Consider the following 13,304-nt stretch of genomic DNA (forward strand, 5'->3'; position numbering starts at 1 on the left):
ATAATGACGACTATTTGACGGGTAGGGTTTTTCCTGGTGTAATGCCGATCAGCCGGACGTCCCGGGCCGGAATGTCGATGGTGATTTTGCCGTCATTCACCGGCAGGTCCCGCCGCCATTCCATTTCGGCGGCGGAGAAGGTGTTGCCCGGAAATTGCAGCAGCGCCGGATCGATTTCCACCGAAACACTTTGCGGTTCGTCCGTCAAATTGCCGACGACGGCCAACGCCGATTCTCCCGCATTCAAATACAGACTGCAGACGATCCGCGGATCCTGCGGCGAAAGCCGGACCTGCCGCCGGTTGTGCCAATACGGCAGCCATTCGGCGTTTTCACAATTCATCCGGTCGAAAATCCGCCAGACCGGCACCAGTCCCTCCAGGGCGGGAAGCGTATAGGCACTGTAATTGATGTCGTGCAGCAGCGTGTATGCCAGTCCTTCCCGGAATTGGAACGGGTTGTTCAAATAGACCAGGAATTCCACCGGCGCACCGAATTGCCGTCCGTAGAATTTGGCGCGGAAATCCGGCAGGTCGACCTGGAAGCCCGGTTGGTGAATCATGTACTCCTCGCCGAGCAGCAGCCGATGGCTCCAGGCGCCGGCCAGCGGCATCAGGTTGCCGGAATAGTGGTTGAAGATCAAGCCGTCCGCTTGACGCGACATCAGAATCTGATAGAGACGTTTGCCGTGCCGATGGAGTTTGCGCAGCGGGAAGCTGTCGCGTAAATTGCCGTCTCGGTCGATCCAGCCGCAGCCGTGGGCGGTGTTGCGGCAATCGCCGGAGAACATCGCGCCTTCATAATAATCGCCGTCGGTGCCAAATTCCCGGATCATTTTGTGGGCATGAAAGGCGATGAAATCCGTCCAGCAATCCGCGCCGACGCAACTGGCGGAAAAGGCGGGATCGAGGTAATTGATCCAACCGCTGTTCCAGTTGGAATCCGGCCCCCAGCGGCTGTCCGGTTCCGACACCCACAGTTCGTGGAAGTAACGGCTCATCGGCGCGTTGTCGCCGACTCCACCGCCGTAATAGAGCCCGAGCTGGCCGCCGCGGCGGTGGAAGTGGTCGACCAGTTCATGCAACGCTTTGATGCGCCGTTCATCGGCCGGGTAGGGATCGCCGTAGTTTTTACCCCAGTCCTGATGCATATTAGCGTAGCGCGCGCCGCTGCCGAGCCGGTAATCGGTGAAGGTGTTGAACAGTTGCCAGCACTTGACGCCGTCGATTTCGACTTCGGAGAGCACGCCGAACCGTTCGCCGCCGCCGGGCGTCCGGTATTGCTGAAATGCCGCGCCGGCATTTTCGCAGAGGACGACGCCGGCGGTGTCCGGCGAGAGCTCCTGCCATGCCGCCGGTTCAGTCGTCCGGTTGAACAGCGCCAGGTCGCGCAATTGAAAGCTGCTGTCGGCCTGTACTTTGGTCGTGCCGAAGCAGAGCCGGATTTCGGTATTTTCCGCCGGGCGGCCGAACAGGCCGCTGGCCGCGGCCTGGCCGATTTCCCGGCCGTTCTCGTAAAGCCGGACCGTCCCGGCATCCCAGCAGAGCGCCAGCTGCGTCCACTGTCGGTTGATTCGATCGGCCGGCAGGCCGAGGTCCGCCGTATCGAACAGCAATTTGTCCCCGTCTGGCGTGGTCTGTTCGCCGACCCAACTGCCGGTGCCGCCCTGCCGGAACAGCCGGAACAGGCTGCCGTGGGAGTCGGAAACGGAGAAGATTTCCGTATTGCCGCCGGGGAATTCCGGCCGCAGCGTCATGACCAGCGTTCCGGCTTCCGGATTGAACTTTTCGGCGGGGGTGTAGACCAGGGCGCCGGTGCCGAGGTGGTCGCGAAGGTTTTCGTCGTAACCGGCCCAATGGGTCAGCCGGCGGCGGCGTTCCCGCGCGTCATATGGCTTCGGCGGGGTGATCTGCAGGCCGAAACCGATCTTCAGCGGCCGGTCGATGACGGTCGGCTGATCGATCAGGGCGACGCTGAATACGCTGCCCTCTGCAGTCGGGCGCAATTGCAGCGGTTCGGCGGCGGCGCAATTCCAATTTTCCATCGATTCGGCATACCAGGCCAGGCCGCGGTCGTCGTTGTAAACCGTGACGACCGGTCTGAAGGCGGAATGCCAGTCGCCGTCCAGCGTCCGGGCGTAATTGTTCCAGGTGAAATCGATCGGATAGATGTATTCGGCAATTTCCGGGCGGAACGGAATCTGCAGCGCCAGGCGGTCCAGGGTCTGCGGCCGGTCCGGCAGGAGGGTCAATTCATACCAGAGAAAACCGTCCTCCTCCATCGACAGTTCCGCCCGGTAGGCCAGGCCGTCTATCGCGTTGGAGCCGGCCAGTTCGATCCGGTCCTCGGCGGCCTCGCCGGGCTGAAGTCTGCCGGCGGACAGGTCGATTGTGGCGCCGTTCCGGTCGGCCAGCAGTTGAATCGGAGCGGCCAGCAGCGGGACGCCTTCGCTGCTGATCTGGGTCGGCAGATTGGTGTTCCCAAACTGGTAACTGCCGGCCAGGCAGTGCAGCGCCTCGCCGGTGAACGTCACCGGCGTATAGGGCGGCATGACCTGATGGGCCAGTCCGCACTGGTTGCCGAGCCATTCCGGGTTTTTCAGCACCGGCAGCTCCTGGGAGAACGTCGCCGGGGAACCGTCCGGCAGCACCGCTTCCGCCTGCAGCCGGTAGTCGCCCCCTTCGGTCACGGTGACGGCGAATTCGGTTTCCCCATTGTGGTTGCGGACGGTGAAATCGCCTTCGGCCGCCGTTTGGCCGGAAGGGGTCAGCAACCGGTAGGCGACGACGGTCTCGTCGGGCAGCCGGCTGGAGGCGATCAGCCGGCAGCGGCCGGCCGGCAGATAGTTTTTCGCAACCAGCGAAATCGGGTAGTCCGGCAGATATTCCAGCGGCGCTTGGTAATAGAAAACTTCCCGGTTGCCGGTCAGGTCGGTCAGCGAGAGTCTGGCTTCGACCGGTTCGCTGAGCTTCAATTGCGGGGACAGTTCCAGTTGGGCGGTGCCGTGCGGTTCGACCGTCACCTCCCGGGTGATCGGCGGATAATCGTCGCGGATGATGCCGCTGCGGACGAAATCCAATGTGGCCCGCGCGGCGTGAGGACGGTCGTCCGTATTGCGGAGCTGCCAGGTCAACTGCGGCATTTCATCGGCAAAAGTGACCGGCTCCAGGCTGCCGGTCAGGCCTCCGGCATTAAAGGCAACGGACGGATAAGCGGTGATATTGTGGAAATTGGTCAAAGGCTGACTCCAGGTGTAGCTGCTGATTCCGCTGTCGGTCGTCGCATTGTGGACCACCAGCATCCTGGCGGTATCCGCCGGCGGCGATTCCAGGCCGAGCGAAGACCACGGAATGCTCAATTCCAGATTCCAGCCTTGCTCGTTGAGGGAGGTGCGAACTTGCCAGTCGCCGTTCCAGGCGACATCGTTGCCGCGCTTGTCGAAAATGATTCCGGCCGGATTGACGACCAGTTGGATTTTGTGTTCCGCCGTTCCATCGAAGGCGAGGTGCAGTTCCATTGATTCTTCGGAATAAATTGCGGCGTCGCGTTCGGTCAGCGAAGTCGATATTTTGGTCGGATTCTGGCCGGAGGTTTGAAACGCGAGATAGAACCGTTCGGCATCGGCGGTCAGCCAGGCCCGCTGGCGTACCGCGCCGGCCGGCCGGGTGGAACGGTCGGCCGGCCGGAACGCGTTCAGTTGGCCGGATACCTCCCATTCGCCGGGAGAAAGTGTCCCGTCGATTGTCGGTGGTTGCGGTAAAGTCGGAATGCTCAAGAAGTTGTCGGCAGCTTTGGCGGTGATGCCGCCCAGCATCAGCAGGGCGGCGATTCGGCAGGCAATGTTTGTCATGATTGATAAACCTGATCGTTGTTTGAAAGGTCGGAAGATTGGGGAAAAACGTTGGTCCTGAAATTCAAATGCCGTCACAGTCGGCATCCCACGGGATCAGCAGTCCCCCGTTGGAAGCGTCCGAAGCGCCCTGATTGAATGATTGGACGCTGCCGTCAACGTGTGAACCGGTTGCCCGCTGACCGTGGGCGTCATAGGCGGCGGAGCCGGTGGTGGCGACATGCTTCAGGCTGGTGCTGTAGTCCGGATCGGTGTCGGCAATGTCGTTGTTATGGGTTTCGATGAAGTAAAGTTGGCCGGAAGGATTCCTGACCGCTGAAAATTTGCCCGGATAAGCATTATCGAACCAGAGGCTACTGAAATAACTGTCCAGTGCCCAGTTGACGCCGTAGCCCGGACCGGAACACATCTTTTTGCCGTCGACCGGCACGCCCCAGTTGTATTTCCTTGCGGTGCTATCCATCCAGTCGTAAGTGACCGGACACCAGAATACTTCCGCGGTAGTAGCCTGCATTCCCTGCAGAAACAGGTCATCGCTGTTGCCGCCGACGTAACTGCTCAGATAATACGGGTAATATAACGCGCCGCCGGTCGTGTTGTCCCAGTAACTGTTGGCCGGGAAACGGTCGTCGTTGTCACCGCCGTACATATGCGCCCCCAGCGTCACCTGCTTGAGGTTGCCGACGCATTTGATGGCGATCGCCTTGGCTTTGGCTTTGCCCAGCGCCGGCAGCAGCATGCTGGCAAGAATGGCGATGATGGCGATCACGACCAGCAGTTCGATCAATGTGAAATTCTTTTTTGTCATTTTTTGTCCTCCGGGTTGATAAAATTTCTTTTACTTGCAACAATTTCCAAACTGCCGTGAACACGGCGATGGTTTCACTTGCGGATGCCATGCGGTTTGTTTTTCGTGCTCCTGTCCTGGTTTCGTCAAGCCGTATTTGATCCCGATAATTATAGTATAATCGATTTTTGCGCTTTTGACTACGCATAAAAAATCATAAAATGAGCAGAAACAACCATCAGGGAAGAATTTTTGGGTTGAAGAATGGATTACAACCCTGTTTCAGAAATTTTGAAGTAAAATTTATGCTGATTTGACCAAAAGGCCGGTCAAGCTCGACGAAGATCGGAATCTTTTCAATCGGACGGTTCGGCATGAAGCAGAACCGGATTCCGCCGGAGCAGCCGGTCGCCGATTTCCAGCAGTCCGCCGCCATCGATCAGCAGCGTTTCCGCCGTTCCGAGTTTTCCTGAATTCAAAGCCCTGCCATTGATCAACGGCTGCCGCAATCGTTCGAAATCATAGGTGAACGGTTTGACGCCGAATGAAGGCAACGGGCGAATGACGCCCTCTTTCTGATAACGGGCATCGGGACGCGGCACGAATTCGACGTAAGGCACCCGGCAATGTTCTTCGATGACATGGATTGCCGTACAGGTGTTGAGCGAAACGCCGATCAGCAGGATTTTGCCGTTGCGGCGCAGGAATTTTCCGAGCGGCGACTCCCAGCCGCAAGGCGTCATTTCCAGCGGGTGTGCCGTCAATTCCCGGCTGAGTGGCCCCCGGGCCGAAAAAGAATGGGTGAAATGAATGCTGCGATATTCGCCATATTGCTGCCGGAAGAGTTCGCTGAGAATGCCGACGCAGGACGGTGTCTCTTCGTAAATCCATAACGGGTCGTTGATTGCCGCCAAACTGAAAGTAAATGACGGCAAAATGACGGTTCCGGTCGGACCGACGGTCTGCAACAACGCTTTCAGTACTGTACCCGGTCCGCCGTCGACCGGCCCGATCCTTTTGAACGAACTGTGCGCCGTCACCAAATCGCCGGCCCGGATGCCCAGGCGGCGGAACATTTCCTGCAATTCGCCTTCGTTCAATCCCATCGCTTCCTCCCGATTATTTTCGCCGCCGGCTTGATTTTTATCAATTTCAGCGGTAATTTCATAATTTATATGAATTGCGTTTTTTTGCAATCCTGCATTCAGGAACAGTCTTTCATTTCGGAGTATGCGATGAATCTGCCAGAGCTGGAAAAATTCGACCGTGAACACGTATGGCATCCCTATACCTCGATGCGGCATCCTCCAGTCACCTTTCCGGTGGCCTCCGCCTTCGGGACGCGTCTGACCTTGGCGGACGGCCGGACTTTGATCGACGGAGTCAGCTCCTGGTGGTCGGCCTGCCACGGTTACAACCATCCGGCCATCAACCAGGCGCTTCACCGGCAACTCGACCAATTGCCGCATGTGATGTTCGGCGGGCTGACCCATCAGCCGGCGGTGGAGCTGGCGGCCCGGCTGCTGGAGCTGGCGCCGGAAGGGCTGACGAAACTGTTTTTTGCCGATTCCGGCTCGATCAGCGTCGAAGTGGCGATCAAGATGGCGATGCAGTATCAGCTCGGCAGCGGCCGGGCCGAGCGGCGGCGATTGTTGACGGTGCGGGGCGGATATCACGGCGATACGCTCGGCACGATGGCGTTGTGCGATCCGACCGAAGGGATGCACGCTTTTTTCGGCGGCGTGCTAGCTGAACATTTTTTCGCTCCGGCGCCGGCCTGCCCTTTCGAGGCGCCATGCCGGGAAAAGGACATTGCCGAACTTGCGGCCCTGCTGGAGCGGCACCAGCACGAAATTGCCGCCGTCATTCTGGAGCCGGTGCTGCAGGGGGCCGGCGGCATGCGGATTTATTCGCCGCAATATCTGGTCAGACTCCGTGAACTGTGCGACCGTTACGACATCCTGTTGATTCTGGATGAGATTGCGACCGGTTTCGGCCGGACCGGCCGGCTGTTCGCTGCCCAGTATGCCGGGATTGCGCCGGACATCATGTGCGTCGGCAAAGGCTTGACCGGCGGGTTTCTGACTTTGGCGGCGACGCTGTGCAGCGACCGGGTGGCCGCCGGCATCGCGGCCGGGCCGGTCGGGGCGCTGATGCACGGACCGACATTCATGGCCAATGCGCTGGCTTCCGCCGCGGCGTTGGCCTCTTTGAAACTTTTCGGCGAATATGACTGGCAGAGCCGGGTGAAAGCAATCGAACGGCAGTTGAAAACGGAATTGGCGGCCGCGGTGCAATCGCCGGCGGTAAAGGAAGTCCGGGTGCTTGGCGCGGTCGGCGTCATCGAAATGCGTTCTCCGGTGGATGCGCCGGCGCTCCAGCAGTTCAGCGTCGACCACGGGGTTTGGCTGCGGCCGTTCGGTTCGGTGATTTATACGATGCCGCAATTCGTCATCGAACCGGAAGAGCTCAGCCGGATCACGGCAGTCATGTGTCTGGCTGCCGCGGCGGAAGCGGCAAAGAAGCCGGAGCGTTCTTTCTGTTGAAAAGAACTGAAATTTTTGATCCGTCCATTGTCCGTCAGAAATCCGTCAGTCCAGTGGTAACCCGGTTGATTTTCAACCTGTTTTTTTTAATTTCCAATTCAGGAGAGTGAAGAATGATTCATGTCATTGCCCGCATCGAAGTGAAGGAAGGGAAACTTGACGAATTCCTGGCGATCTTCAAGGCCAATATTCCAAATGTCATCGCCGAAAAGGGGTGTCATGGTTACACGCCGTGCCTTGACGTCGCCACCGGTTTGCCGCCGCAAGTCAATTACAATGCCGGCTGCGTCACCATCCTGGAATGCTGGGAGTCCCGGGAGCATCTTGCCGCTCATCTCGCTACGCCGCATATGATCCGCTATGGCGAAGCGGTGAAGGAGCTGGTCAAAAACATGGAGCTGACCGTAGTCACGCCGGCCTGACGCGGGAATTACCGGCCTTTGCCGACGGCTGACGCCCCGGAATTGCGGAGAGCACGCCGGGGCGTCGTTTTTTGAAATGCTTCAGATGCCGATGGGATCGTCGGTGAAAACGACGCCGCCGTCGTAGGTCAGATTGGCGTTCGGTTTCCGATTGTTGGTGCGCAAGGCTTCTTCGATGGCGCTCTGCAGCATGTTCAAATAGTAGTTGGCGTTGCCCGGCGGCATCAGCACATTGTAGAGCCGGCTGTCCTTGTAAAACAGTTTGAGTTGAATGGCATCGGTCTGGGAGATCCGGATGGCGACGATTCGGAAATCACCGAAATTCATCAGCGCTTCACTGATCACTTCCAGCACCGGCTGCAGTTGCGGCAGCCGGGTGCCGGGGGTAACTCCTTCGGTGGGATGGCCGAAAATCACCGGCATGCGGGGATTGATTTCGACACACTCGTCTTTGGACATCACCATGCCGCTGAAATCCAGCACCAAATTGGACTGGGAATTGCCGAGAAAGGCGCGGGGGATTCGCTCGGAAATCGTCAGCTTCAGCGTGTCCGGCAGGATGCGCTCCACCTGGGCACTTTCGATGCTCGGGATGGAACAGAGCAACTGGCGCAATTTAGGCAGTTGATAAGAGAAGAGATTGTCTTCTTTGACGTTGAGTTGCAGTTTGCTGAGCAGCCGGTTGCGGCTGTCCTCTGTCTTGCCCCACCAGCCCGGGCTGTCGATGACGACCCGCCGCAGCAGGAAATGATCGTTATGCTCGAACAGCAGTTTTTTGAACTGCCAGCAACCGAGCGCCAGCAATCCGAAGCAGCAGAAAACCACGGCGATCAGAATGATGCCGCGCAGATAGCGTTTATTTTCCCGTTTGACGGCGGGAGCCGTCGTTTTGGCAGCAGTTCTGGCCATAAATATTCAATCGTTGTTTTCGTTCATAATCGGAAATGTAATATAGCAAGTTTCCGGCTGTTGTACAGTCGGCAATGATTGGAAAATGAGAAAAAATAATATTTTCTTGATGAATCGAAGCGGTTCTCTCGCTCGGCGGGATCTCTGATTCCGGAAATGTCCGGATGAAAAAGAATAATCCAAAAAGATGGATTAAACCATAATTTTCATTTTGGTTGATATTTGAGATATTTGTTGTTTTATTTGTTTAAAATTAATGAATTATATATAATCAAAATGGCGTTGTTGAAGATGATTTTTTAAAGAAACAAGAAAAAATACAAAAAAATGCGTGGATATGGTTGACTTGTTAAAAAAAATTTGCTATACTTATAATATGGTTTACAATGATTGAAGCGTCTGGAAATGTTTGCCATGGTGAAGCGAATATGCAATATCTCCGAATTTGATGAGATGAACAACAGGAAAGGAAGAGGCGATGAAACGAAATTTTACACTGATTGAACTTTTGGTTGTGATCGCTATTATTGCGATTCTTGCCAGTATGCTGTTGCCGGCCCTGGGCAAAGCGAAGGCCAGGGCGGTCGCCATCAAATGCACCGGCAATCTCAAACAGATCGGACTGGCCGTATTCATGTATTCGGATGATTCGGACGACTGGTTTCCGGCTGCGAATGAAAAAGACAACTGGCGTTCTCCGTGGCCGGTGACGTTCATGGACAATCAGTATTTGACGGCGGTGGAGGCGATGCAGTGTCCGGCGGCGGCGAAACATGTTCAAAAAGACGATGACAACTGGAATGATTTCATTTCCGGCGGTCAGACACCCAGCTACGGGCTCAACTGGCGCTCATTCGGCTACAACCACGGTTTTCCGAACAATCTGGAGTGGCTGGGATGCAAGCGCAGTCAGATCGGTTCGTTTGGCAGCGAGAGCAGTTTGATTCTGATCGGTGACGGCATCAATCAATCCGAAGCGCCCGGAATGACGGACAACAGCCACGTCATCGCCTGGGGCAGTGTCTGGCCGTATGGCGATCATGGGGAGTGGTATATGCCGCATACCCGCCACGGCGTGCATGCCAATTTCGTCTTTGCCGACGGGCACGCCGACAAGTTGGTCACCGATGAAATCATGCAGGCGGACCAATATTGGAATCCCTGCCGCAACCGTCAGGGCGTGTTCTGCAATTTCTATTGATCGGAGAATCTACGGAATGATAAAGTCTGCGACAATCAGCCTGCTGCTGGGAATGCTGTTGACGGGGGCGGCCGGCGAATCGGGCTGGCGCGAAGGATTTGAAAATGGCGTTGGCGACTGGCTGCTGCCGCCGTCGTCGGCCATTTCCCGGGAACAGGCCTTTGCCGGAAAAAACAGTCTGTGCCTGAGCGGCGAAGCGCCGCTGGAGGCATTCGTTCCCCTTGCGTTGGAAGCTGGAAAGCGTTATTGGGTTTCCATGCGGGTGAAAACGGCGGACTGGCGGCCGAGCGGCCGGAATTTTTCCTTCCAGGTCCATTGGGATGACTCGGTACAGGGGTTTGGCGACGATGGCGATTGGCGTCTGTTGCGTTATTTGACCGGAGCGATGCCGGCGGATACTTCCGGTATGGGATTGCGGCTGTTTTTCGATGCGGAATCGGCCGGAACTGTCTGGGTCGATGACATTGTGGTGACGCCGATGGAAAAAGAGCCGCTGCAATTGGCGGTCGAGCCGCGCGACGCGGTGGGATCCGACAACTCCCCGCCGTGGCGGGTGACATTGCCGGAAGCTCCGGCACCGGACGAACTGAAACAGTGGACGGTCAGCGTCAAACTGACTTCGCCGCCGTGGCAGCATGTGCTTCAGGAGGCGGAACTGTCGGCGGACCGGGTGACGGCCGAGTTCGACACGACGGCGCTGCCGCCCGGCAAGTACAACATTCTTTACACCGTTCTGACCGGCGATGGCCGGCCGCTGGGACAGGATTGGTCGGTAAGCGTCTGGAAGAAGGCGCCGATCGAGTGCCGGCCGGTTCCGCACAGCGGTATCGTGGCGGTTCGAGATCTGCCGCTGTCGATTCAGCTCCGGGCGAATGCCGCCGGAAAGGCGGTTGTTTCTCTGACGGATGAATCCGGCCGGGTGGCGGCGGAGACTGTCGAACCGCTGATGGCCGGGGAACGGAAAAATCTGGTTCTGGCCGATCAGGTGCCGCCCGGCCAGTATCGGCTGACGGCGACGCTCGACGGGCAATATCCGGTGGAGCAGGTGATCAATGTCCGATCGGAAGAAGCGGTGCGGCAGGCGATGTATCTGGCGCCGGACGGTTTCTTCTACCGGCTCGGGGAACGTTATTTCCCGTTGATCGTCTACGTCCACACCTGCGGCGAACCGGTGGCCTGGGAAGGGGAGTTCGATCATCGCAACTGGCCGTTGGCGGAAAAGATTCTCGATGATTTGACCGGCACCCCGTTCGGTTTGCTTGATTACGGCACTCCGACCGGCGGTTTGGAGGACACCCGCCGCTTCCTGGCCGAATGCGCCAACCGGAATATTCCGGTGGTCCTGGCGTTGAAGGATCTTTACGAACGGCATCCGTCCAACTTTTTCCGCTTGAAACAACATGCCTACGGAGAGCTGTCCTCTTTGCAGATCGCTGAACAGGTGCTCGAAATGGTCAAGACGGACCCGAATGTGCTGGCCTACTATATCAATGATGAATTGAGTTCGGATTTTTTCTGCGACATGTACCGGATGCGCGAACTGTGCCACCGGATCGATCCCGGCAAACCGGTATTGCAGGTACATTATCTGTTCGACTGCGCCGATGAACTGGCGCAAAGCTATGATATCTGGGGAACGGAACAATATCCGTGGGGTGCGTTCGACAGCATTACGACGATGGCGGAATGGGCCAGGGACAGCATTGCTTTACTGCCCGCCGGCGCTCAGTATTGGGGCTGTTTGAAAATTTTGCTCGGCGAGCGGGCGAATGAACGCCAGCGGGCGCTGGCTTACAGTTCAATTGCCGAAGGGGCCAAAGGGTTGTTGTTCTACAGTTGGTTCGATATTCTGGGATATGATCCGGAACCGGAAGCCCGCTGGCGGGAGTTTGTCGCCATCGGACGGGAGTTGGAACGGGATCTGCCGATCTTTTTATTGGATGATGCCCGGGAACCGGCCGTTTCGGCGACCGGAGAATTGTCGATTCGGACCTTTGAGGGTGATGAAGGCCGTTTTTTACTGCTGGTAAACACTTCGGACCGCGAAAATGAAGCCGCTTTAACGATTCCCGCAACGGGCAAAGCAATTGACCGGGACGGCAATGTATTCGCGACGGACGAAAACGGCAGATTGCAGTTGAAACTCAATCCTTTGGAGGTAAAACTATTGAGCCTGGACGGCGCGCCGTTTCCAGTCGGTGAATAGAAAAAAGGGTTCCGGAGCGCCAGGCAGATTTGACAAAAGCCGGAAGCCGGTTACATTTCAGGATGTATGAATTTACCGGCCCGGAAGCTCGGAGGAAAGTTGGAGTGAGTTATGACCGACAAAGAGAATTTTGACGCGGAGCGTTTTTTTCATCCGGCCATTTCACTGGATTCCGGGAGCCGCGAGCCCAGGCCGGAGCAATTGTTCCGGCAATTGTCTACCCAATTGAAGCGGCTGGGGCCGGCCGGGGCCGGGCGGCCGCTTCTGCCGGAACGGCGGCTGGCGGAAGAATTGAAAGTGGACCGTACGCTGGTCCACAAAATCTATCAGAAACTGCAGGCGGAAGGTTTGCTGGAGCGGCCGCCCGGCGGCCGGCGTTACCTGATCGTGCCCTCCCCGTGTACCGAAGCGGTGCCGAAAGCATTGGGAATTTTGTTGCCGCGGCCGTTTTCGGAATATTTCAACGGGGCGATCAACTGGTATATGCGGCGCTGTTTCTACAGCGGGATTGTCGACCGGGCGACGGAATTGGCTTATTCGTTGCGCATTCTGTCACTGCCGCGCGGCGAAGTGTTGCAGCCGGAAGCGATGCGGACGGTGCGGGCGATCCGAAACGAAGTGCGCGGCGTCGTCCATTTCGGTGAATTGAGCTACGAGCGGGAAGTCGGATTCGAAACGTTGCTGGCGGAACGGGAGTTGCCGCAGGTGTTTCTGGCGGCGGAGTGCCGTCAGGAACATGTCGGCGTGGTCGGTTATGACGAGGAGCAGTTTCTGAATGAGCTGGTGCAGTATTTGAAGGAAACCGCCCACCGGCGGCTGGCGCTGGTGCAGCCACTGTACGAGCGCCACCATATTTACTGCCATTATGATTTGGGAAACCTGCTGGAATACGTGGAACCGCTGCGTGCCCGCGGGGTGGAAATCCGGGACGAATGGCTGCTGCATTTCAATGATTTCTGCGCCGGTAAGAAATTGGCCGATATGATTCGCCGGGCGATCGACCAGCCGAAGGGGCCGACCATTTTTCTGTGTCACGACGATGAAACCGCTTTTGAAGTGATCAAAATTCTGGGAGAGGAGCGGGTGCCGCGGGATTTTTCGGTCATCGGTATTTTCGATCAGCCGGAGTGCCGGACTTCGGAACCGTCGCTGACCTCTTTTCAATTGCCGTTTTACGAATGCGGCCGCCGGGCGGTGGAAATGCTGCACGACGGCTGGCAAAACGGGATTCCGCCGGAAAAACGCCGGCTCAAACTGCCGGTTCGGCTGATGACCCGGGCGTCGGTGGCGTCGCTGCGGCCGATTCTGGCGCTGGTGCAGTAGGTTTTGGCTGCCATAAAATATTTATTGTAAAAAATAAACAATGTGATTGGTTGACTTTCT

Annotated in this window: 9 protein-coding genes; 5 read left to right on the forward strand and 4 right to left on the reverse strand. The window is 57.3% G+C overall.

Annotated features, from left to right (window positions below; genetic code table 11):
* Positions 1-10 precede the first annotated feature (10 nt).
* The 3 genes from HWX74_RS06935 to HWX74_RS06945 form a co-directional block, all read right to left on the reverse strand.
* Entirely contained in the window at positions 11-3,850 is a 3,840-nt protein-coding gene (locus HWX74_RS06935; protein ID WP_176012851.1) for a glycoside hydrolase domain-containing protein, read from the reverse strand.
* 64 nt (positions 3,851-3,914) lie between these two features.
* A complete protein-coding gene (locus tag HWX74_RS06940; protein WP_176012852.1) occupies positions 3,915-4,658 on the reverse strand; it encodes a type II secretion system protein in 744 nt (247 codons plus the stop codon).
* A 335-nt stretch (positions 4,659-4,993) separates the two neighbouring features.
* On the reverse strand, positions 4,994-5,743 hold the full coding sequence (locus HWX74_RS06945; RefSeq protein ID WP_176012853.1) for an AAC(3) family N-acetyltransferase: 750 nt from the start codon (positions 5,741-5,743) through the stop codon (positions 4,994-4,996).
* A gap of 129 nt (positions 5,744-5,872) precedes the next feature.
* On the opposite strand from HWX74_RS06945, the gene HWX74_RS06950 reads away from it, so the two are divergent.
* Together HWX74_RS06950 and HWX74_RS06955 are read left to right on the forward strand one after the other, a co-directional pair.
* Positions 5,873-7,183, forward strand: a complete 1,311-nt coding sequence (locus tag HWX74_RS06950; protein ID WP_176012854.1) for an adenosylmethionine--8-amino-7-oxononanoate transaminase — start codon at positions 5,873-5,875, stop codon at positions 7,181-7,183.
* Between the two features lie 113 nt (positions 7,184-7,296).
* On the forward strand, positions 7,297-7,605 hold the full coding sequence (locus HWX74_RS06955) for a putative quinol monooxygenase (protein WP_176012855.1): 309 nt from the start codon (positions 7,297-7,299) through the stop codon (positions 7,603-7,605).
* Positions 7,606-7,686: 81 nt separating this feature from the next.
* Here the strand turns inward: HWX74_RS06955 and HWX74_RS06960 are convergent, their stop codons facing one another.
* A complete protein-coding gene (locus HWX74_RS06960; RefSeq protein ID WP_176012856.1) occupies positions 7,687-8,514 on the reverse strand; it encodes a cell division protein FtsQ/DivIB in 828 nt (275 codons plus the stop codon).
* Between the two features lie 478 nt (positions 8,515-8,992).
* Here HWX74_RS06960 and HWX74_RS06965 point away from each other — a divergent pair, with 478 nt between their 5' ends.
* The 3 genes from HWX74_RS06965 to HWX74_RS06975 all read left to right on the forward strand — a co-directional run bounded on the left by HWX74_RS06965 (position 8,993) and on the right by HWX74_RS06975 (position 13,244).
* Positions 8,993-9,715 (forward strand): prepilin-type N-terminal cleavage/methylation domain-containing protein, encoded by a 723-nt coding sequence (locus HWX74_RS06965; RefSeq protein WP_176012857.1) that lies wholly within the window; start codon positions 8,993-8,995, stop codon positions 9,713-9,715.
* Between the two features lie 16 nt (positions 9,716-9,731).
* A complete protein-coding gene (locus HWX74_RS06970; RefSeq protein ID WP_176012858.1) occupies positions 9,732-11,921 on the forward strand; it encodes a hypothetical protein in 2,190 nt (729 codons plus the stop codon).
* Between the two features lie 111 nt (positions 11,922-12,032).
* On the forward strand, positions 12,033-13,244 hold the full coding sequence (locus HWX74_RS06975; protein ID WP_176012859.1) for a substrate-binding domain-containing protein: 1,212 nt from the start codon (positions 12,033-12,035) through the stop codon (positions 13,242-13,244).
* Positions 13,245-13,304: the final 60 nt, after the last annotated feature.

Source organism: Victivallis sp. Marseille-Q1083, from assembly GCF_903645315.1.
In the GTDB taxonomy this organism is placed as follows: domain Bacteria; phylum Verrucomicrobiota; class Lentisphaeria; order Victivallales; family Victivallaceae; genus UMGS1518.

Bases quoted from the DNA above. Each gene is read 5' to 3' on its own strand.
- HWX74_RS06970 (WP_176012858.1), top strand. From the start codon at position 9,732: ATGATAAAGTCTGCGACAATCAGCCTGCTGCTGGGAATGCTGTTGACG.
- HWX74_RS06945 (WP_176012853.1), bottom strand. From the start codon at position 5,743: ATGGGATTGAACGAAGGCGAATTGCAGGAAATGTTCCGCCGCCTGGGC.
- HWX74_RS06950 (WP_176012854.1), top strand. From the start codon at position 5,873: ATGAATCTGCCAGAGCTGGAAAAATTCGACCGTGAACACGTATGGCAT.
- HWX74_RS06935 (WP_176012851.1), bottom strand. From the start codon at position 3,850: ATGACAAACATTGCCTGCCGAATCGCCGCCCTGCTGATGCTGGGCGGC.
- HWX74_RS06965 (WP_176012857.1), top strand. From the start codon at position 8,993: ATGAAACGAAATTTTACACTGATTGAACTTTTGGTTGTGATCGCTATT.
- HWX74_RS06955 (WP_176012855.1), top strand. From the start codon at position 7,297: ATGATTCATGTCATTGCCCGCATCGAAGTGAAGGAAGGGAAACTTGAC.
- HWX74_RS06975 (WP_176012859.1), top strand. From the start codon at position 12,033: ATGACCGACAAAGAGAATTTTGACGCGGAGCGTTTTTTTCATCCGGCC.
- HWX74_RS06940 (WP_176012852.1), bottom strand. From the start codon at position 4,658: ATGACAAAAAAGAATTTCACATTGATCGAACTGCTGGTCGTGATCGCC.
- HWX74_RS06960 (WP_176012856.1), bottom strand. From the start codon at position 8,514: ATGGCCAGAACTGCTGCCAAAACGACGGCTCCCGCCGTCAAACGGGAA.